The sequence below is a fragment of the Hymenobacter norwichensis DSM 15439 genome (assembly GCF_000420705.1).
GTDB lineage: Bacteria > Bacteroidota > Bacteroidia > Cytophagales > Hymenobacteraceae > Hymenobacter > Hymenobacter norwichensis.
This window is the reverse complement of the sequence record NZ_ATVL01000010.1, coordinates 581,253-601,956: the sequence shown is the minus strand read 5'-3', so window position 1 is coordinate 601,956 and position 20,704 is coordinate 581,253. Positions and strand designations below refer to the sequence as shown.

General features: G+C 55.0%; 19 protein-coding genes, 1 tRNA gene and 1 rRNA gene. 5 read left to right on the top strand and 16 right to left on the bottom strand.

Annotation, left to right across the window (positions count from 1 at the left end; translation table 11 throughout):
- From G536_RS0120660 to rpmH, 10 genes are all read right to left on the bottom strand, one after another.
- A 16S ribosomal RNA gene (locus G536_RS0120660) occupies positions 1–326 on the bottom strand; the annotation flags it as partial.
- Positions 327–1,163: 837 nt separating this feature from the next.
- Positions 1,164–2,474, bottom strand: coding sequence for a serine hydrolase (locus tag G536_RS29155; protein ID WP_084708735.1), 1,311 nt, complete (start codon positions 2,472–2,474; stop codon positions 1,164–1,166).
- A gap of 133 nt (positions 2,475–2,607) precedes the next feature.
- Positions 2,608–3,861 carry a hypothetical protein gene (locus G536_RS29150; RefSeq protein WP_169515135.1) on the bottom strand — a complete coding sequence of 418 codons (1,254 nt, stop codon included), beginning with the start codon at positions 3,859–3,861 and terminating at the stop codon, positions 2,608–2,610.
- Between the two features lie 197 nt (positions 3,862–4,058).
- Positions 4,059–5,372, bottom strand: coding sequence for an APC family permease (locus G536_RS0120640; protein ID WP_022825506.1), 1,314 nt, complete (start codon positions 5,370–5,372; stop codon positions 4,059–4,061).
- Positions 5,373–5,551: 179 nt separating this feature from the next.
- Positions 5,552–6,067, bottom strand: a complete 516-nt coding sequence (locus G536_RS0120635) for a DUF2480 family protein (protein ID WP_022825505.1) — start codon at positions 6,065–6,067, stop codon at positions 5,552–5,554.
- Positions 6,068–6,154: 87 nt separating this feature from the next.
- Positions 6,155–6,856 (bottom strand): tRNA (adenosine(37)-N6)-threonylcarbamoyltransferase complex dimerization subunit type 1 TsaB, encoded by a 702-nt coding sequence (gene tsaB / locus G536_RS0120630; protein WP_022825504.1) that lies wholly within the window; start codon positions 6,854–6,856, stop codon positions 6,155–6,157.
- A 34-nt stretch (positions 6,857–6,890) separates the two neighbouring features.
- Positions 6,891–7,214, bottom strand: a complete 324-nt coding sequence (locus G536_RS33115; protein ID WP_425402141.1) for a DUF6678 family protein — start codon at positions 7,212–7,214, stop codon at positions 6,891–6,893.
- Between the two features lie 65 nt (positions 7,215–7,279).
- Complete coding sequence (locus G536_RS29145; protein WP_051167052.1) at positions 7,280–8,977, bottom strand: S41 family peptidase; 1,698 nt, start codon at positions 8,975–8,977, stop codon at positions 7,280–7,282.
- Positions 8,978–9,084: 107 nt separating this feature from the next.
- Positions 9,085–9,561 (bottom strand): ribonuclease P protein component, encoded by a 477-nt coding sequence (locus G536_RS29140; protein WP_245575866.1) that lies wholly within the window; start codon positions 9,559–9,561, stop codon positions 9,085–9,087.
- Positions 9,562–9,567: 6 nt separating this feature from the next.
- Positions 9,568–9,726: a 50S ribosomal protein L34 gene (gene rpmH, locus G536_RS0120615; protein WP_019948384.1), complete on the bottom strand. Its 159-nt coding sequence runs from the start codon at positions 9,724–9,726 to the stop codon at positions 9,568–9,570.
- A 240-nt stretch (positions 9,727–9,966) separates the two neighbouring features.
- On the opposite strand from rpmH, the gene G536_RS0120610 reads away from it, so the two are divergent.
- Both G536_RS0120610 and G536_RS0120605 read left to right on the top strand, forming a co-directional pair.
- Positions 9,967–11,700, top strand: coding sequence for a M61 family metallopeptidase (locus tag G536_RS0120610; protein WP_022825501.1), 1,734 nt, complete (start codon positions 9,967–9,969; stop codon positions 11,698–11,700).
- Between the two features lie 33 nt (positions 11,701–11,733).
- The gene (locus tag G536_RS0120605) at positions 11,734–12,549 is read left to right on the top strand and encodes a hypothetical protein (RefSeq protein WP_022825500.1); all 816 of its coding nucleotides are present in this window, start codon (positions 11,734–11,736) and stop codon (positions 12,547–12,549) included.
- A 74-nt stretch (positions 12,550–12,623) separates the two neighbouring features.
- Here the strand turns inward: G536_RS0120605 and G536_RS0120600 are convergent, their stop codons facing one another.
- The 3 genes from G536_RS0120600 to G536_RS0120590 all read right to left on the bottom strand — a co-directional run bounded on the left by G536_RS0120600 (position 12,624) and on the right by G536_RS0120590 (position 14,223).
- Positions 12,624–12,866 (bottom strand): hypothetical protein, encoded by a 243-nt coding sequence (locus tag G536_RS0120600; RefSeq protein ID WP_157530812.1) that lies wholly within the window; start codon positions 12,864–12,866, stop codon positions 12,624–12,626.
- Between the two features lie 158 nt (positions 12,867–13,024).
- Positions 13,025–13,960: a PfkB family carbohydrate kinase gene (locus G536_RS0120595; protein ID WP_022825498.1), complete on the bottom strand. Its 936-nt coding sequence runs from the start codon at positions 13,958–13,960 to the stop codon at positions 13,025–13,027.
- A gap of 189 nt (positions 13,961–14,149) precedes the next feature.
- A tRNA-His gene (locus G536_RS0120590) sits at positions 14,150–14,223 on the bottom strand.
- 178 nt (positions 14,224–14,401) lie between these two features.
- Here G536_RS0120590 and G536_RS0120585 point away from each other — a divergent pair.
- Positions 14,402–15,829: a DEAD/DEAH box helicase gene (locus G536_RS0120585; RefSeq protein WP_022825497.1), complete on the top strand. Its 1,428-nt coding sequence runs from the start codon at positions 14,402–14,404 to the stop codon at positions 15,827–15,829.
- Between the two features lie 178 nt (positions 15,830–16,007).
- Here G536_RS0120585 and G536_RS29135 read toward each other — a convergent pair whose 3' ends face one another.
- The 3 genes from G536_RS29135 to G536_RS0120570 all read right to left on the bottom strand — a co-directional run bounded on the left by G536_RS29135 (position 16,008) and on the right by G536_RS0120570 (position 18,224).
- Positions 16,008–16,415, bottom strand: coding sequence for a hypothetical protein (locus tag G536_RS29135; RefSeq protein ID WP_071837786.1), 408 nt, complete (start codon positions 16,413–16,415; stop codon positions 16,008–16,010).
- Positions 16,416–16,599: 184 nt separating this feature from the next.
- Positions 16,600–17,295, bottom strand: a complete 696-nt coding sequence (gene upp / locus G536_RS0120575) for a uracil phosphoribosyltransferase (RefSeq protein ID WP_022825495.1) — start codon at positions 17,293–17,295, stop codon at positions 16,600–16,602.
- On the bottom strand, positions 17,283–18,224 hold the full coding sequence (locus G536_RS0120570; protein WP_022825494.1) for a GNAT family N-acetyltransferase: 942 nt from the start codon (positions 18,222–18,224) through the stop codon (positions 17,283–17,285). Before G536_RS0120570 ends, upp begins: the two co-directional genes overlap by 13 nt.
- 167 nt (positions 18,225–18,391) lie before the next feature.
- Here G536_RS0120570 and G536_RS29130 point away from each other — a divergent pair, with 167 nt between their 5' ends.
- Positions 18,392–20,191 carry a hypothetical protein gene (locus G536_RS29130; protein ID WP_022825493.1) on the top strand — a complete coding sequence of 600 codons (1,800 nt, stop codon included), beginning with the start codon at positions 18,392–18,394 and terminating at the stop codon, positions 20,189–20,191.
- Positions 20,192–20,311: 120 nt separating this feature from the next.
- Entirely contained in the window at positions 20,312–20,671 is a 360-nt protein-coding gene (locus tag G536_RS0120560; protein WP_022825492.1) for a hypothetical protein, read from the top strand.
- The last annotated feature ends 33 nt before the right edge of the window (positions 20,672–20,704 follow it).

The window sequence follows — 20,704 nt, the reverse complement described above, 5'->3', positions numbered from 1 at the left end:
GTCTGGCCCGTATCTCAGTGCCAGTGTGGGGGATCACCCTCTCAGGTCCCCTAAGCATCGTCGCCATGGTGGGCCGTTACCCCGCCATCTAGCTAATGCTACGCAACCCCATCTACAACCAATAAATCTTTCCCAGTTCCCTGATGCCAGGCTGCCGGTATATGCGGTATTAATCCGCCTTTCGGCGGGCTATCCCCCAGTTGTAGGTAGGTTGGTTACGCGTTACGCACCCGTGCGCCACTAGTGTATTGCTACACCCGTTCGACTTGCATGTATTAGGCCTGCCGCTAGCGTTCATCCTGAGCCAGGATCAAACTCTCCATTGTATAAATTTTCTACACTTACTCGAAAGTAAGCTGATGTCGAGTGCTGATCCGACTCGTTGTTGCAAGAACTTAGTTCTTACGTGTTACGCGTCTCTCGCTACACTTCTAAAAGAAGTGAGCGAGCTTACCAATTTGTCATTTCCATCCATTCAAAGAACGTGTGTTCCTCCCGTTGGAAGAACCGTGTGGTAGCCTCAAGTGGCTGCCGGTCTTGTTGTTATGCCGAGCGTCGTTCCGTTCGGGGTTGCAAAGGTAAGAAGCTTTTTTCGATTTGCAAGAAAAAAGGGAAATTTATTTTCTTGTCTCGTTGCTTGTTCTTCTCTTATTTCCCCTTCCGACCGAAGCGGGTTGCAAAGGTAGTCAGGGTTTCTTCAGGAGCAAGTGCTTTTCAGATTTTTTTTATAATTTTTCTGATGCAGTTACTTTTGCTTGTTCCTAACGAGTTGCAAAGCTAACAACCTTTTTTCTTCATTCAAAGACTAGAAACCAATTATTTTCCTTCACCTCAGTCAACTCCTTTTGAGTTAGCCGCACAAAGATAAGAGGATTATTTCTAGCTGAACAAGCACTTTCTTTTTTATTTTTCTTCTTGCCTGAGACAAGTAGTAAAGCAAAAAGATTCCAGTGTTCAGAGTCTTTTTCAGAAGGACTTCAATCCGCGTTTCGAATTGGGAGTGCAAAAGTAGGAGGCCGTTTTTACTTATGCAAGTGCCATCCTGAAAAGAACGCTGTTTCAATTAAGCACTTCTTCCTTCGCATTTATTAACAGCAGGAATAACTACGCTGTTGACTAACCACTTAGGGGCAGCAATAGGTTCGCACGGGAGCACTTATTTTCTACCGAATTACTTCGGGCGAGAAAGGAGATATAGGCTGGCTGGCTTGATTATGGGGCCGATTAGCTTCGTATTGGTAAATAGATTGCCCTAGCTGCGCAAGGAAAGGCAGACCAATGCTGCTGTATTCGTAGGCCCCATCATTGATGATGCCGTCTTGATTAACGTAGAGCACAGCACTAAGCAGGAACTCCACCTGCTGACTGGGGCTCACAAAATAGGCCACATCGGCTAGGTAACCGTGGGACATGCCGACTACATTATACATGCGCATTGTGGAGTCGGTGGAAGCTAGTGGGGAACGACCGTAGTAGAGATATTTCTTATAAGCATCGAAAAATTGCTTGGAGCGGTACGACTCATACTCCGCACCATGGGGCGTACGGTGGAGATAATACCGGAGAAACGCATAATCATCGGGAGTGAGGTCGAAGCGCTGGGTGGCAGGAGTAGCTTCGGGGAAGAGCACTGCCTTCAAAATATCGGTGACGTTTTGGAGCGGGAGGTAATTGGCGGTGGTGAAATCGTAGGGCTGCTGGATGATGCGGCCACCTGCCTGATAGGCGCGGCCCTTGGTAATGCGGCCCAAGGGAGAAGTGAAAGGCACTGGATTATAGGCGGCGGGCTGCTGGTAGATAGGTTGGCCACTGGCATCTAGGAAGTCGATGGGGTTGGTGTGGCGGTTGGCGGCAGTGTCGCAGGGAGCGAAACGGCGAGTAATGCGGCTGTTGGGATAACCTAGCTGGGCTAGTCGTTCGTTGAGGGGCCGCTGACCGAGGAACTCATAGAGCCGATTATAGGCAGCGTTGTCGCTGACCAGTAACATGCATTTGATGTAGTTGCCAACGGTATTAACTCTATCGGAATCGGCGGCGGGGTTGTAGGGGGCGGCGGTTTGGCAGCGGAAAGCCGTGCGGGTAACCATAGGGCTGCGGCGGGTAAGGCCGGGCTGGTGCAAACGATTCAGCTTTTCTAACGCCAAAGCTGCTACCGGGAGCTTCACTAAGCTGGCAGGGTTAAAGTATTGGCGCGCATCGAGGCGAAAGTCGTGCTGAATAAAATGCGGCTGGTTTTCAGCGTCCCGATTAATTTGAGTGTAGATAATTTGCAACTCGTATTTAGCAGCCTGTCCTACTACCGATGCCAGACGACCATCGGCCCGCAGCAGGCTGTCAAGCAAGGGGCTGTTGGGAATGCGGATTGTCTGGCTACTAGTTGGCGCTGCTGACCGGGCGCCACTTGGCAGGGGGAGCACCAATAAGGCAGCCAGCAGTTGCGCACACAGAAAGACAGCTGAGAATTGGCGAGGCATACTATTATAAGAATGGTGAGCGGGAGATTGTAGCTGAGTATCTCTATTATATATAGAGTACACTGCAATGCAAAAGAGCTGCGAGTAGTAGTCGCAGCTCTTTTTACGGTAGGTAGCATCAATGGCACACGACTTACAGAGGCTTTTGCCGGTGCGCTAACAGCAAGTTAGAATCGTTTTGGCGCCAGTTGTAGCCGGTACCGAACGGTAACGGGCGCGGCCGGTGCACGGTATCGGCGTAGGCGGCCGTCATGGCGGGCTGGTAATGATTGGCGAACAGGTTGATGGGGCGCTTGTAGGTCCCGTAGTAGGTCAGTTGCCACTCGGTGGGGCGGAAATACTTGAGCGCAATGCCGGAATCATCTTGCAGCACGTAGTTGCTGCGGTCCAGAATCAGGTTGCGGACTTTGCTGAAATACGACTTGTGCATCAGGTACGTAGCCGACTTCACGTAGGTGGTTAGCTCGCCGAGGCTTTGCGCGTACTTGATAACCGCATCGTTGGTGGTGCCCATCTTCCAGTCGCTGATATCGGCGGAGAAGTAATACACCTTTTGTTCGACGCCCGCTTTATTGAGCATAACCATTTCAACGCCGGGCACGGTTTTGAGGCTGGGTTTCTGCACAACGGCACTGTCGGCGTCAAGCAATTGGCCTTCTTTATCGAGCTGCACATAGCGGACGGCTTGCACCTGATGGCCGGTACGGGCGGCAAACAGCAGCATGAGGGGCAGTGTGCCATCGAGTACTACTGCCTTGGTAGGCTTGCTAGCGGCAGTGGTATCAAGCGTGTTTTTTACTGGTGCCTTCTTCGCATTCCGGGCATTCAACTCCACTGCCATGTCGTTGGTACGGAAGAAACTGAAGTTGAGCACCGACCAAAGCGAGGCTTTCACGGCCGGATACAGCTTGGGGTTCTCCAGCATACTGGCATCCGGCACCGACCCAACGGGCTCCAAGCCAAGCAGCACGTAGGTTTTGCTATCAGGGAACATGGTTACTACGTTCAGCAGATCGGGGCCGCTGAACGGGTAAAAGATAGTAGGGCTGGCGGCGCGCACCGAATCCAGTTCAGTGGCAGCCCAGGCTTCAATTTTGCTGGTGCGGGTGGCGTTGTACGTGTCCCAACTCTTGCTGGCATCGGTGGCAAAAGCCTGCCAGGCGGATTGGGTAGTGAGGGGTTGCAGCTTGCTCTGGCTGCTGACACGCTGGCCGGCCAGGAAAGCGGCTACGTCGTGCACGTAGGAAGTATCGGGGCGAGCGGGCTTAGCGGGCGCGCGGGCAATGGTATCGACCGGCGTAGCGGGAGCGGCGGGCTGGGCTTGTTCGGTTTGCGGCTTTTTCTGCTCGGAGCAGGCGGTGAGCAAGGTTAGAACGGTTGGCAGCACGAGTTGCCAAGCTGGAAAACGCATCGGGACAGTGAATTGGTGAGAGGCGAAAGGTACTGAATACTGGTTGAGCTTGCTGATTCGGGGGTGGGCAGTAGCTGTTGCCGTGTATTTCTAGGCAGTTGGCGACTTGCTAAAGGGAAATCAATTATGCCTGAACTGGTAGCCCACGGCGGCAAGCCGGCCCAAACCGAGGCTTATGTTGCTTGCTGGCGGCGCAGGCTTACAAAGTAAACGACTAGTCCCACTCCTACTGTCAGCAGGCCATACAACGACTCGGCGGGTTTGTCGTGGACGATAAACCAGAGTGTCCAGCCATTGAGCAGCAAGAAGAGTAGAGGCGTGATGGGGTATCCCCAGGCGCGGTACGGGCGCGGCAGGTCGGGCTGGCGTACTCGTAGTACAAATAGGCCCAGCACGGTGAGAAAGGTGAACAAACTCAGCACGAAGCCTGCGTACAGCAACACCTGCTCGAAAGTGGAGGTGATAATAAACAGCAGCGTGAGTATGGTTTGGAACAGCATAGCCCGCACCGGAATGTCGGCGCGGCTGCGCTTGGCCAGTGCGGCCAGAGCTGGTAGGTCCTCCCCCATTACCTGCACCACGCGCGGGCCAGCAAAAATCATGGAGCTGATGGTGGACAGGAGCAAGGCCGCAATGATACCGCCCATCAGCCGCCCACCTATCGGCCCGAAAAGCTGCGTAGCAGCCACAAAGGCAACTTCCAACTGGCCGCGCAAGCTGGCAACGGGCGTTGAATACAGGAACACGAAATTCAACGCTACATATAATAGGAGTACGGCGGCCGTACCTATCAGCAGGATGCGGGGCAGGTTACGCTGGGGCTCGGTTACTTCGCCCGTAAGGTACACCGCCGCATTCCAGCCCGAATACGCGTACGAGACGTACACCAACGACACGGCAAACGCAGGACTCAGCATTTCTCGCCATCCAATTGCCGTGGGAGTGAAAACGATAGGCTGAGGAGTCGCCATTAGTAGCCCAACACCGATAAAAGCCACTAAAACTATCACCTTGAGCGTAGTAACGGCCACTTGCAGCCGGCTACCAGCTTGCCGGCTCGTAGCATGCACCGCCGTCAGCACCAGCACTACCCCTACCGACAGCCACTCAGGCTGCAAGGCGGGCCACACGCTTTTGGCGTATTTGCCAAGGGCCATTGCTGCCAGCGCCGTAGGAGCCGCAAAGCCCACCGTGACGGAAACCCAACCCGACAAGAAGCCCACGGCCGGATGATAAATGCGGGACAGAAAGTGATACTCCCCACCTGAACGAGGCATGGCGGCGGCCAACTCGCCGTAGCTCAGCGCGCCGCACAGCGCAATCAGCCCGCCCACGGCCCACAGCATCAGCAGCGCAAAGCCGCTTTGGATATCGAACAGTTGAAACCCTAAGCTGGTAAAAACCCCTGTGCCTACCATATTGGCCACCACAATGGAGACGCCAGTTGTGAGGCCTATTTTGTAGGTAGTAGCGGACGGTTGAGCCATAGAAAGCAGATTGTGGAGCTAAAGATGCGAAGTTGTGCTGATTGTCTTCATGCAAGCGGCCACAAGCTGCTCAGTTGCTACTCCGACTGTATCACCCATAAAAAAGCTGAGCCCTGCGTCTAGCAACGCAGGGCTCAGCCTTTAACTAAGTAAATCGAATTTGCTGCCGACTAGCTGCTTTATGCGCCTTTGGGGCGCTTGTAGAGCGGCACGGTACTGCACGGCTCGCCATACATAACGCTGGACGTAACGGGCAGCAGCTTCTGCATGATGGCCACGTAGGCGTAGGTAGGCACGGGCTTTTCGCCGCAGCCTTTTACCACCACTTTCGCGTCGCGGTACTCTTCGGTGTTGATGCCGGCAATGGCTTCGTGGAACAACTCCTGCTCCAGTGCTTCCAAGTTGCCGAATACGTAGCGGTGCGCGTGACCTTGCAACTTGCTGGCCAGCAGCATATAGGCCCAAGTGGGCACAATGGCGTCGGCAGAGCAGATGATGGCCACGTTCTTCCCATCATATTGGCTCCAATCGTGGGTTTTGATGAATTCGCGGAAGTCCTTTTCACGAAGCATCAGGCCGTGGAATAAGTTATCCTTGATATCATATACCACCCGCTCGCCCGGATGAATGAACTCCTCCAGATTGAGCGTGGTCAGGGCGCTGGTGGCAACACGGTTGATGAGGGTATCTTCCATACTATTATATGAGTAAGAATTGAGAGGTTAGAGCGGAGACTATAGTGTAAGTCAGACAGTGTAGGCTCGGTTTCACTCTCTCGCAGTCTAGGTTCTGCTTTTCGGTGTGGTGGTATATACTTCTTTCAAATAGAACGGCTCGTAATACGCGACGTCCCGAAACTCGTGGCGCTGATACGCTTCCACCGCCAACACTCCTACCGCTACTGCCGAGGGCTCGATGCCCACCAAGAAGCTCGCGTTGGAATTGTTGGCGACGAGCGGCTGAAACTTTGCCGCGCCGTTGCCAAAGCATAACAACTGGTGGTGGGCTAATTGTTCGGCCAGCGTATCAGAATCCAGCACCAGCGGCGTGGGGGCCAATACTTCTTGGCCGCTGTGGGTATATATGGCCGCATACACTTCCATCCGCCGGGCATCGAGCATGGGGCAGAACAGCACAGTTTCGGGGCGGGCAGTAACGGCGGCTACCTGTTGGGCCAGTGCCTGTAAGGTATTCACGGCTACCAACGGAATATCCAGCGCGAAACACAGCCCCTTAGCCGCCGCTGCCCCAATCCGCAATCCAGTGTAAGAGCCCGGACCATCGGAAACAGCCACAGCGGCTACGTCCTGCAAGGTATACTGGCTGTTTTCCAGCAATTGGCTCACCAGTACACTTAGGTGCGAAGAGTGCGACTTTTCCAGCCGCAGTTCCGACTGGCCCACCAACGTACCATCCTCTAGTTGGTGCAAGGCCACAGAACAGATGGCAGACGAAGTTTCGAGCGAGAGGACGAGGTTAGGCATAATGCAAAGATATGGGCTTAGCTGTTTTGCATCTTCAGCTCAAAAACACTCTAACCATTTGCTCTTGCATTTCAAACCGAATCCCTTCAGATTCTAGCTGCTCCCTAATTTCATTTCTGTAGCTACGAATCAAAGGCTTTACCAAACATCCAACATGTGTTACTACAATTGGATGTATTTCTATCCATTCCACTTCTTCTATTGAGCAAGGTCCAGAGCTGGATGCTTCAAGGTAATTACTTACTGGTATAAGAAACCAATTCGACCATTCAGAAGGTCTGGTTTCGTAATACATTTTGGCTCTGGTTCTTACTCGGAAGTTATCAGTGAGCTTATCAATGACAAGATGAGTAACCATCGATTGAGTATTATATATAAAAAGCAGGCCCGAAGAACCTGCTTTTTCATTCTTAATCAGTCCCTCTACTTCACCGTGCCGGCACCCTTAGTAGCGCTGGCGGCGCGGCCGTTGGGGCGAAGCAGCGCAGCGTAGCGGTTGGGGTCATTGAGGACGCTCATAGCCATCAGGATGTTGGGGTCATCGTCGAAGGTGGCTTCAATCTGACCTTTCTGGAAGTAATAGCGCGACACGATTTCCTGCTCCAACAAATCCTTGATTTCGGGCTTGAAGCGCACTAAATCGTTGCTTTTGTTGGTGCTTACTTTACGGCGCATGGCCTCCAGCTCCACTTTCACGTCGTCGTAGTGCTTCTCCTCCTTCACCTTCTTAGTGAGGTCGTTGATGGCTTTTTCGGCGTCGGTGCTATAGCTGATGTCCTTACCCTTCAAGAAATCCTGAAACTTCTGGTAGTCAGTGTCACTAAGTTTGAACTGCTTGGCTGGGGCAATGGTCGGGTGCTCGGCGCGGTAGCGGGTGGCGTAGTCGAAGAGGTAACTCTTTTGCAGCAGTACTCGGGTGATGTCAGCAATTTCGCGGTCCATCACTTCCACGTCGGGTGCTACGCCGCCGCCGTCGTACACGGTGCGACCAGCTTGGGTTTTAAAGGCGGTGCGCAACGAGTCGGGCACTTTGCCCAGCGTACCGTCATCGGCGCGGTGCGCATAGTCGATTTCCTGGATGCACCGGCCGCTTGGGATGTAGTATTTAGCGGTGGTCACTTTCAGCTGCGAGTTATAGCTCAGCGGCCGGGTAGCCTGCACGAGGCCCTTCCCGAAGGTCCGCTCTCCTACCACCACGGCCCGGTCGTAGTCCTGTAATACTCCCGACACAATTTCGGAAGCCGATGCCGACCGGTTGCTGGTGATAATTACCACCGGAATCTGGGTATCAAACGGTACGTCGAGGGCTTTATAGGTCTTGTTCCACTCCGTTACCTTGCCCTTAGTGCTCACAATGTCAAGGCCCTTATCAACAAACAGGTTGGAGATATTGACCGACTCATTGAGCAAACCACCAGGGTTGTCCCGAATGTCGAACACGATTTTCTTGGCGCCTTGCTCTTTTAGCTTAGTCAGCGCCATGCGTACTTCCTTGCCCGCATCTACTGTAAAGCCCGACAACTGGAAATAGCCAATATCATTGGTGAGCATGCCGTAGTATGGCACATTGTCCACCTGAATTTTGTCGCGGGTGATGTTAATTTCCACGGGCGCATCCTGCCCGTAGCGCGTTACCATCAGCTTCACCTGCGAATTGGCCTGACCTTTCAGCAGTTTGCTGATGTCGGAGTTGTTCTTCTTATCAACATTGACGCCGTTGATGGTCATAATTTCGTCTCCGGGCAGCAAACCAGCTTTTTGGGCCGGATACCCTTCGTAGGCAGCTTGCACTACGGTTTTGCCGCCACGCTTCACCACTACGGCCCCAATCCCGCCGTACTGGCCGGTGGTCAGGGTGCGAAAATCCTCAATATCGTCCTCGGGAATGTAGTTGGTGTAAGGGTCCAGCGACTTGAGCATGGCATCAATACCCGTTTTTACCAGCTTAGCTGGCGGCACCTCATCTACATAATAGGTGTTCACCTCCTTGAAAAGAGTGGCGAAAATGTCGAGGTTCTTGGCTATTTCAAAGTAACGCTCGTTGTCGGACGAGGTAGCGGCAACCGATACCAGCGCGGCTCCTCCCAGAAGCAAACCGGCTGCAATAGATCTTTTACGCATATACGAAGGCTGGGTGTACACCGCACCGCCACACGCTCCCTCCGCAGAAGAAACCCCAGACGCTGAAGTGAAATGGTGCTACAACAACAGCGTGAGTTGCAGCTAGTTCAAGGACGCTTTTTCCGCTCCTTCGTTGCGGGCGCAACGTAAGGCTCAGTTAATAAACGCTCCAGCCCTGAAATTAATTTTTTTTCCACCAGCGCGAAAGGCTTTTTTTCCTTCCCGGTGTAGATAATTGCCAACTGCCCGATAGGGTGGCCGCCATCGGCCTCGGTGAGGCGGTGCTTGTTGAGGCGATAGGCTTCGCGCATGAGGCGCTTTAGCTCGTTGCGGTCCACGGCGCGCTTGAAACTGCGCTTGCTCACGCTCACTAGCACCTGCGGCGGCGTGGCAACGGGGGCCTCAGTGGGCAGCCAGACGAGCCGCAATGGGTATAAACCAAAAGAAGAACCCCGGCCGAAAAGCTCATCAATGAGCTTCTTGCGACACAGGTGTTCTTCTTTCGGGAACGAATACGAACGAACCTTCTCCTCTGGCTTCTCCTCAGCAGAGGAAGAAATGCCAGACGGCAACAGGTTACTCACAGGCGCTTAGCGCTTGTGACGACCTTCGTCGGATACGGTCAGGCGCTTGCGGCCTTTGGCACGACGGCGGGCAATTACGTTGCGGCCGTTGGCGGTTTCCATGCGGGAGCGGAAGCCATGCTTGTTGCGGCGTTTGCGCTGCGAAGGCTGGAATGTACGTTTCATGGTATTGGTAGTGACTCAGTTACAAGTAAGGCCGGCAAAGGTACGCGCTTGAGTTGGAAAAGGCAAAACCCGCGTCTACTTTTTTACTGATTGATTTCCTAGCAACCCTAAGATTTTCCACCGGTTACGGTGGTCAACTCACCGGCTTTCTTCGTATCAAAGACCGGTATTTATCCACATTCTTCCCTTGGATAGCCGTAGCTTTACACCGGATTTTGTGCTTGCCCGCTTCGCGTTTCTATGATTCACTATTACGTCTCGTTTGAGAACCCGCTTACGTTCTATGTGCAACTGCAAATGACCTTCGAGGTGCCGAAAGATGCACCCGAGACGTTGGAATTGCAGTTGCCGGCTTGGCGGCCTGGGCGCTACGAGATTCAGAATTTCGCCCAGAAAATTCAGCGGGTAGAAGCTACCGATGCTGCCTCGCAAGAGGTGCTGGCTTTGCGCAAGCTAACCAAGGACCGGTGGGAAATAACCGGCGCGGCAGGCCGGACGGTACAGGTCCATTATAATTTCTACGCCCACCAAATGGATGCTGGCGGTTCGTGGCTGGATGAGAGCCAGCTGTACCTGAATCCGGTGCAGGGCTTCATGTACATTGAGGGACGGCAACAGGAGCCGTGCCAAGTGCAGCTACAACTCCCCGACGGCTGGCAACTAGCTTGTGGCTTGCCTCAAAGCGGCCCGAATACGTTGCAAGCCCAGAACTTCGACCACCTAGCTGATTCGCCACTTATTGCCAGCCCAACGCTGCAATACCGCAACTACGAGGTGGAGAGCCTCCCCTTCTACATCTGGATTCAGGGCGAGTGCCCCGTGGATTGGGCTCGACTAGTAGCAGACTTCCGAGCGTTCAGTGCCGAGCAGTTGGCTTTGTTCGGCTCGTTTCCAGCGCAGGACTACCATTTCCTCAACCAGATTCTGCCTTACAAGCATTACCACGGCGTTGAGCACCTCAACTCCACCGTTATTACGCTGGGTCCGGCCGAGCTGCTGATGACGGAGGGGTTATATAAGGAGCTGCTGGGTGTGAGCTGCCACGAGTTGTTCCATGCTTGGAACATCAAGAGCATCCGGCCTGCCGAAATGCAGCCGTACGACTACTCCAAGGAAAATTACTTCCGCACCTGTTTCATTGCCGAGGGCATTACCACCTACTACGGTGAGTACCTGCTGGCCCGCGCCGGGGTGCGCACAGCGGCGCAATATTTCGCGGAGCTAAACACCGTACTCCGCAAGCACTACGACGACTACGGCCGTTTCAACCTATCGTTGGCCGACGCTAGCATGGATTTGTGGCTGGATGGCTACAAAGCCGGTGTGCCTGACCGGAAAGTATCGGTGTACCACAAAGGAGCCTTGGCGGCCTTACTGCTCGACCTCACGCTACGGCGCCTCTCCAACCACAAGCGCACCCTCGACGACGTGATGCGGCGGCTGTGGGAAGAGTTCGGCCAAACCGGCATCGGCTACACCGAGCAGGATTACATCCGGATTGTAACGGAAGTAGCCGGGCGCGACATGCAGGCGTATTTCGACAAGTTTATTTACGGCACGGCACCACTGGAAGAACCGTTGGACAAAGCGCTGAGCTTCGTGGGCTGCACACTCCGGATGCAGGAAAACGCCTCCCCTTCCGAAGGCCTATTCGGTTTTCGGACGGTAGTGAAGAACGAGCGGACTGAGGTAACCGACATTTTGCCTGATTCGCCAGCTGCTGCCTGCCTCACCGTGGATGACGAGATACTGGCCGTAAATGGCCGCCGCGTGCAAATGAACTTGCACAGCCTGCTGGCTGGCGGCGCCGACCAATATGAGGTCAGCGTGTTTCGGCAAAACCGTCTGCTAACAGTGCCGTTACAGGCGCAGATAGGGCAGCATTTCTGGCCGAAGATTACCATTGAAAAGCTGCCGGTGGCCACTCCCGAGCAGCAAGCCAGCTTCCGTAGCTGGCTGAAGCAGGAGTTCTAGGCACAGACAGCATTTGGTTTTTCACTTACTCCCATGTTCCGGCTTCGTGCGGTGATAGTAGTGCTGCCCCTGGCAATACTCCTATTCGGTTGTTCTTTCCGAGGCCCTTCTGAGCGGGCCCAACCCGGCGTGCCTACCACTGTGCCCGTCGTTCGGCTGCCACGTCCTCAACCACCGCGCATCTACCGCCTTGGCCACCTCGATACGCTGGTGCAACTGCCCGGCCGAGTGCTCCCTATCCATCAGGCGTCGCGGGGGGTGTACCAAAAACTACCGCAAACCCTAACCATTGCGCTGAACCCAACTACGGCGGAAGAGGAAGAGGCTTTTGATTTTGAAGCTGAGGAGCGGCTGCGGCTGCGCAAAGCGGGTCCGTTAGTTCAGCGCACTAAACACACGCTGTGGCTGCGGCCCTCTAAAACCAAACCGATTAGCCTCGTCAGCAACCCCACTGAAGACGAAGCGCGCAACATTGCCTACGAATATGTGGCCAGCATTCCGGCTATCCGGCAATGGCTGGTGGCCGTACGGCTGTATGAAGGCGGCTATTACCTGTTAGTAGACCACCGTACCGGCCGCCGAACCCGCATCTGGAGTCCGCCAGCCGTTGCCCCTGATGGGAAGCACTTTGTGTGCGGCAACTCCGATGTGCTGGCACGTTACGAACCCAGCGGCCTGCAACTTTGGGCGGCGGATGAGAATGGCCTACGGCTGCTTTGGGAGCGGCAAACGGAATGGGGCTGCACCCAACCCCGCTGGCTCGATAACCGCACCATCCTCTTCGAGCAGGATTTCTTCGACAACGGTGACGTAGATACCCGCGTGGTGCGCCTGACGGTAGTGCCATAGGCTGCTTAAATAGCAAAAAGCCCCGATGGATTCGTCCATCGGGGCTTTTTGTGTGACTAGGCACTATATAAAATCTAGTCGGCGTTTTTACCTGGGCCTTTGCCGCCGCCATCTACCGACATCGGCTTGTTGCCTTGTGGGTTATTGCGGATGGGCGGAATGTTGTTGCTACCCGATGAGTTGCCGTCGGTGGTGTTGCCGTGGGCCGATACATCGGTGGTGTTGGGGCTTTGCACCTGCGTGCTTTTCTTTTTGGTATTGGCTGCCGGGTTGACGGACGTTTTATCGTTGGTCAGGTCGGTTTGTTTCTTGCTCATGCTCATGGCCGTAGGGGGTTACGGGTGGATGGATAGAATAGTAGTTCTACCTAACTCGGGGCCATAGGGTTGCGTGAAATTGCGGCAATAAAAAACCCCAACCACTATGTGGTCAGGGTTTCATTTTATTTACCGGGCTAGCTTTACATGCGGCAGCGCTATGCGTTCTGAACGGCCGTAGCCGGCACCACTGCCACCAAATCGGCAAACTGCTGTTCGCGGGCTTCAATTTCTTCCTGCGTCAGGTTTAGCAGGCGCTCCGTACCGAATTTCTCGACGCAGAACGAAGCCATAGCCGAACCGTGTACCACGGCGCGCTTCATGTTCTCGAAGCTGATGTCGTCGGTGGCGGCGAGGTAGCCGATGAAGCCGCCCGCAAACGTGTCGCCGGCACCGGTGGGGTCAAATACTTCTTCCAGGGGCAGTGCGGGCGCGAAAAAGACTTTGTTTTTGCAGAACAGCAGCGCGCCATGCTCACCTTTTTTGATGATGAGCGTTTTCGGGCCCATGGCCATGATGATTTTGGCCGCTTTCACCAACGAGTGCTGCCCCGAAAGTTGCCGGGCTTCTTCATCGTTGATGCTGAGCACATCCACCATTTCGATGGTGGTTTTTAGCTCGTCCAGGGCCACATCCATCCAGAAGTTCATCGTATCCATCACAATGAGCTTGGGCCGATTCACGAGGCGCTGAATCACGAGGCGCTGCACCTGCGGGGCCAGATTGCCCAGCATCAGGTACTTGCAATCCTGGTAGCTGTCGGGAATAATGGGGTCGAAATCGGCTAGTACATTTAGTTCGGTTACCAGCGTTTCGCGCGAATTCAGGTCGTTGGAGTACTTGCCCGACCAGAAGAACGACTTTTCGCCCTGTTTGATTTGCAGCCCTTCGGTATCGGCGCCGTGCTCTTCGAGCAGTAGAATATCCGACTGCGGAAAATCGTCGCCGACGACGGCCACCAGTTTCACCGGCTTCACCGAGTAGCTAGCCGAGAGGGAAATATAGGTGGCGGCACCGCCAATGATTTTATCGGTTTTACCGAACGGCGTTTCCAACGCATCGAAGGCAACCGAGCCAATTACAACCAAACTCATATTAGGAAGGGGAAAAGTGAGTCAAACCGTCAGATTTTTTCTTGCAACGTCACAAATATCCAAATCCTTCCGCACTACCGCATTTTTTGTTGCGGCCCCTCCCCTACTACCCCGGTAAGAAGCTGGCAGCTAACGACTAGCTGAAAAAGAAAAAAGCCTCAGACTATACGTCTGAGGCTTTCAAGAGAGGGTAAATAATGGGGCTCGAACCCACGACCTTCGGAATCACAATCCGACGCTCTAACCAGCTGAGCTATATCTACCATGTGGTGTGTTGCGGCTACAAAAGTAGTGGACGACACTGAACTTGCAAGCTTTCGGCGCTTTTTTTTGTTACGGCCATGCCCCTTGCTTCCTGGCTAAAGCTGGGCTATTTACAGTTTCCGGGTCGCTACCGACCCAAGGTTGCGTACCTTTGCGCCCCGTAACCCCCTCTTACTCATGTCCGATACGCCGCAACCGGCTTCTTTCGCCGATTTCAAATTAAACAAGCAACTCCTTACCGCCGTGGCCGAAGCGGGCTTCACGGAGCCAACGCCCGTGCAGGTTCAAACCATTCCGTTGCTACTAGCGGGCCACGACGTGCTGGGCATTGCCCAGACCGGCACCGGCAAAACGGCCGCCTTTGGGTTGCCGCTGCTTATGAAAGTGAAATACGCCCAGGGCACCAACCCGCGGGCTCTAATCCTGGCTCCCACTCGGGAGCTGGCCATGCAGATTGAAACGCACCTCAAGCGCCTAGCTACCTATACCGACCTACGCATTTTCGCTATTTACGGCGGCTTGGGCCCGAAAACTCAAATTGAAACTATTGCCAAAGGCGTGGATATTCTGATTGCCACGCCGGGCCGCTTGCTGGAATTGTACCTGCGCGGCGACTTGGTGTTGAAAGAACTAAAGAACCTTGTGCTCGACGAGGCCGACAAGATGATGGACATGGGGTTCATGCCCCAGATTCGGAAAATCTTGGAAGTTATTCCGAGCAAACGCCAGAACGCGCTGTTCTCGGCCACGATGGCAGAGAAGGTGACAGTGCTGAGCGAGGAGTTTCTGGAGTTCCCGATGCGGGTGGAGGTGACACCTTCGGCTACTTCGGCCAGCAACGTAACCCAGAGCCTGTATGAGGTGCCCAATTTGGTTACTAAGATCAACTTGCTCGGCTACCTACTCCGCGACCAAGCTACCTTCAACCGGGTGATGATTTTCACGCGGAGCAAGATACACGCCGAAAACGTAGCGCACTTCCTGGGCCGACGAATTGCGGGCGAAGTGCGCGCCATCCACGGCAACAAAGGTCAGAACTCGCGCATTAATGCCATGGAAGCCTTTAAGGCGGGTGAAGTGCGGTTTCTGGTAGCTACCGACGTAGCCGCGCGCGGCATCGACGTACCGGAAGTGAGTCACGTTATCAACTTCGATGTGCCGCTGATTTACGACGATTACGTACACCGCATTGGCCGCACGGGCCGGGCGCAGCACACGGGTGCAGCCATTACCTTCGCCAACGAGGCAGAAATGCACCACATTGCGCAGATTGAGGAGCTCATCAAGCAGCCGATTCCGCTGATGCCGTTTCCGGCCGAGGTGGAGGTGGCGGAAACGCCGTTTGAGGAGCAACAGAGCATGAACCGCGAGCAGGACGAGCGCCGCCGCCGCGAAGACCCGAATTTCAAGGGCGCGTTCCATGAGCGAAAAGAGTACGTGAAACCCGGCGTCACGATTGATAAGCGCACCGGCCGTACCTACGTGGAAGGCCCCAACCGTAGCCAGAAAGGCAACAAAGCCCGCCCTTCAAAAGGCAGCGCCTCCAAACCCGCCGTAAAAGCCGTGAAAGCCGCTATTGCCCGCTCGAAAGGGCGCCGCAAATAGGAACGCGGATTGTGCAGACTGACGCGGAGTAGCCGGATTTTGTGGACAACCCGAACCCCTTACTATTAAACGAAACAGGCTTGCCAATTGGCAAGCCTGTTTCGTTTTTGCGTCTCTAAGCAAGAATGAAATCGTCCACGAAATCTGAATACTCCGCGTCAATCTGCATAATCCGCGCTCAGTGGTGGAAGATGGCCAGGTGACTGAAACGGATGGCAAGCATAGTGAAGGCGGCGCCCCACAGCACGGCGCTCCACAGCATGTGCACCAGAATGCGCCAGCGTGGTACATGCAGCTGCGTGGCAATGACGGTACCGCCGATGGGACTGAACAGAATCGGCGTCAGGAAGGCAATGCCACCCATACCGAACCGCCGGAAAATACCCACGATGCGGCGGCTTTTACGGCTGAACAGCGGCTTACCCTTCTCCTCGCGGCGGCGGCGCAAATGCAATGCCCACATCTTACCGACTCCTGAAACCAGCACCACGGTCGTCATCATACCTGCTACCGACAGCACCCAAATCAGCCCAAAAGGTAAGCCGGCCGCAATTCCTGCCACCGGAGCGGCTACAAACTTGACCATGCCCAGCAGGAAAACCGATGCGTATTTGAGAAGGTGAGCTAGCACGAGACGAAAGAAGGCAACAGGTAAAGAGGATTAGCTACTAGGCCGAACCCGAAGTTACAAAGAAGCCTAGCACCAAATTGGTTTCAAGTGAAAAAGTAACGGCAAAATGATATACCGCTTTGCCCGAGTACGGCGGCTCTTATAATTTGCTGCCGTACGACAGGTCGCCGGCGTCGCCGAGGCCGGGCACGATGTAGGCTTGGTCGTTGAGTTTTTCGTCGATGGCGGCCACCCAAAGCGTAGCTTCGGGAATTTCGCGGGTGACGTAAGCTACGCCTTCGGGCGAGGCAATGACGGCGGCAATATGCACCTGCCGGGGCGTGCCAAAGCGCAGCATGGCCCGGTACGTTTGCACCAACGATTTGCCAGAAGCTAGCATGGGGTCGGCCAGAATCAGTACCCGCTCATCAAGCCGCGGCGCCGACAGATAATCAACCTGCACCTGTACCTGAGCCGTTCCCTCGACGCGGTAGGCAGCTACAAACGCGCTAGGCGACTGGTCGAAATAGTTGAGGAAGCCTTGGTGAAACGGCAGGCCCGCCCGCAGCACGGTGGCCAGAATGGGGAAGTCGTGGAGCTGTTTGCTGCTGCACTCTCCCAGCGGCGTTTTCACGGTCTGGTCGGTATAGCTCAGCTCGGAGCTGATGCGGTAGGCAATGATTTCGCCGAGGCGCTGGAGGTTGCGGCGAAACCGTAGCGAGTCGCGCTGAATTTCTACGTCGCGCAGTTCGGCCAGAAAGTGGTTGGCTACGGATGGTTCGGCGCATACCACATGCACGCGGGCATCGGGCTCGGTAGTGGAGAGGTTGGGAGTAGTAGGGCTTAGCGGATCCATTGCAGATACCAGGGACGTTGGGTGAGGGAAAGGGCCGCATACGGAACGGGCACAGCCCCGAAGTTGGCGAAAAAACGGGCAATTGACGGTATCATACCGCCTTCAAAATCGAGGACCAAGCCCGACGTGCCGGCATACTGCTGAATGGCCGCGTCGAGCAATAGCAACGGCGCACTAGCTTTTTTACCGGCTTCTGAGGCAGCAGCAAATAAATACACCAGGCGGGTGCGGAATAACATAAACAACGCCCCGGCCAATAATTCGCCGGTTTCGGGGTGGCGCACTTCCAGCAGCGTGGCTTGCTTGTGTTGCTGCCCAGCGGCTATCAACTGGCGTAGCTTCGCATAGTGGGTGCGGCCTAGGCCAGCCGCAGCGCCTTTGGTTTGCTGGAAAAGCGTCAGGAGCGGCTCGGCATCTACCGTCGGAATAATAACCAGTGGCTGCGCCGCCTCGGCGTTGATACGCAGGCGGCGGCGGTAGTCAGCGGCATAGCCTGCGTGCAGCATGGCGTAGCTCGGGGCCAGCGGCAGGTGGTACGTGATGCGCTCGGTTAGCTTGAAACCAAGCGGGGCGCTGGCTAGCTCATGCTCGGTATGCAGTTGCAAATAGCAGCTATTGTATTGGCGCTGCATTTCCAGCAAATAGTCGGGTAGCTGGAAGTGCTGGCTGCCGGCCGTGGTTAATAGCCCTAATTGCTGCGTGAAAGGTGGCTGATACACTTCGCGGCCCCAAGGGCGGCGCTTGAAGGGCAGCGCCAGCACGGCCAGATACTCGCCTTGCCGGCCGATTTCCACCACAGCATCCCAGCGGCCGGCCGTAGCTTGCAGCCACCAGTTTTGCGCGTAAGGCACCACTTGCTCGGCTTGGTTTACGCAGGTATCCCAGGCAGATAGGTTGAGTTCGGAATGACGGAGCAGGCGGAGCGGCACGCGGCAAAGGTAGACGGCCCGGCGGCTTCTGGTGCTAACCTGACACAGGCAAACCGGCCAGTCACATGCGAAACAATGTCACTCGTGCGTTCCGGGGTTTGAGTGTTGCGGCAAGTGCGTAGGTTTGTTGAACTGTGTGTCTTGTTCTAGACTACAGTATTGCTTTTATGAAAAAATATCTTCTCTTTTTAGCTTTCAACGCGCTGCTAGGCAGCCAAGTGGCCGGGCAAAGTATGTCGTTGCAATTCAACGAGCCGGTACCACCACCCCCGCCGGCTCCCACCGCCGACCTGCCGACGGCCTCCAACACGGTACCGCTTGATGTGGATGTGTACCGGCTTATCGACCGGTACGCCGTGCAATACGGCACCGATTCGTTGGGCAGCCTACATACTTCGGTACGGCCGTACACCCGCGCCGCCGTGGCCCGCATGGCTGAGCGGATGCTGGCCGACAGCACTAATCTCTCGAAACAAGACCGGTTCAACGCCGAGTATTTGCTGCGCGACAACTGGAATTTCTCTTCCCAGGCAGCCCAGTACAACCAGAGCCAACGGCCGCTGCTCAAGCACTTCTACCAGCGCCAATCCGACTTATACAGCGTCAATATCCCGGATTTCACGTTGCGCGTGAACCCGGTACTGGGGCTTTCAGCGGGCAAGGATTCGGAAACGGATGGGCTGCGCTACGTGAATACGCGGGGCGTGCAAGTAGAAGGCACCATCGACGAGCGGCTAGGCTTTTACACCTTCCTGGCCGACAACCAGCAGGGCGTGCCGCTGTACGTGCAGCAGCGCATCCGGCGCGACCGGATAGTACCGCACGAAGGGTACTGGAAAGACTTCAAAACCATAGGCGGCAACCAATACGACTTTTTCACGGCCCGCGGCTACGTCACGTATGCGGCTACAAAGCACATCAGTGCCCAGCTTGGCCACGACCGAAACTTTATTGGCAACGGCTACCGCTCCCTAATTCTGTCGGATTACAGCGCGCCGTATTTCTTTCTGAAGCTGAACACCCGCATTTGGAAGTTCAACTACCAGAATCTGTTTGCCGAACTCATCGGTCAGCGCAGTTACGACGCTAATGGTAGCCCTATCGACGAGCTGTACGAGAAGAAGTACATGGCAATGCACTATCTCAGCTTCGATGTGACGCCTACCTTTAACGTGGGCGTTTTCGAAAACACAATTTTAGGTGGCAGGGAAGTTATTCCTACCACTAAGCGGCGCGGTTTTGAGCTACAATACCTAAACCCCATTATCTTTTATCGGGCTATCGAGCAGCAGGTAGGCTCACCCGACAACTCGGCGCTGGGGCTGGATTTCAAGTGGAACATCAAGAATACCGCACAGCTTTACGGCCAACTGATGCTAGATGAGTTCAAGCTGAGCGAGGTGCGAGCTGGCAATGGTTGGTGGGCTAATAAGCAGGCGTTTCAGTTGGGCGGGAAGTACATGAACGTGGCCGGCATCCGGACGCTGGACGTGCAGGTGGAGTTCAATTATATCCGTCCGTTCACTTACCAGCACACCGACAGCTACACCGATTATCAGCACTACCAGCAGCCGCTGGCTCACCCAATGGGTGCCAACCTATACGAGCTACTGGGTATTCTGAGCTACCAGCCACTGCCCCGTTTGCAGCTAGTAGGCAAGGCGTTTTACACCAGACAGGGCCTGGACCGTACCAACCCCAATGGTTCCCTTATCAACTACGGCGGCAACCCACTGATTTCCTACGATACACGGGTGCAAGAATTCGGCAATATCATCGGGCAGGGCAACCAAACCCGCCTGGTCCACACCGATTTCACAGCCACCTACCAGCCGCGCCACAACGTGTGGCTGGACGCCAAACTCATCGTGCGGCGTCAGTCGTTCACCGATGCCGCCACCCAAAACACGGTATTTCCGCAGGTGGCCTTGCGCTGGAACATTGCCCAGCGCCTGCACGAGTTTTGATTGATTAATGTGGGCTTGCTGAACTGCTGATGGTTCCTGAAGCAGTTTAGCCTATTCATTGAGCGTCATGCTTTGTTCGGCTCGACATAACGGTTCTGTACTTACTTAAGCAATCAACCCATGCGCCACGACCCAGAAGCTACGCTTCTATACCGCCCTGTCAATCAGCAAGAGCTAGATTTGATAGCGGCTTCGGGGTGGCGGGAGTTTCCGCCGCGCTTACCGGAACAACCGATTTTCTATCCGGTGCTTAATGAGCACTACGCCGCTCAGATTGCGCGCGACTGGAATGTGCCCTACTACGGCGTGGGCTACGTGCTACGCTTTGCAGTAGAGGCCGACTACGCCGCCACGTTTGAGGTGCAGAACGTGGGCAACCAGGAGCACGAAGAGTTGTGGGTCCCTGCTGAGGAACTAGCTGATTTCAACCGCCACATTTTAGGGCAAATTGAAGTGGTATCCGTCTTCAAGGCCGAGTAACGCCATATTACGTCTCCTAAGCCCGGAGCTTCG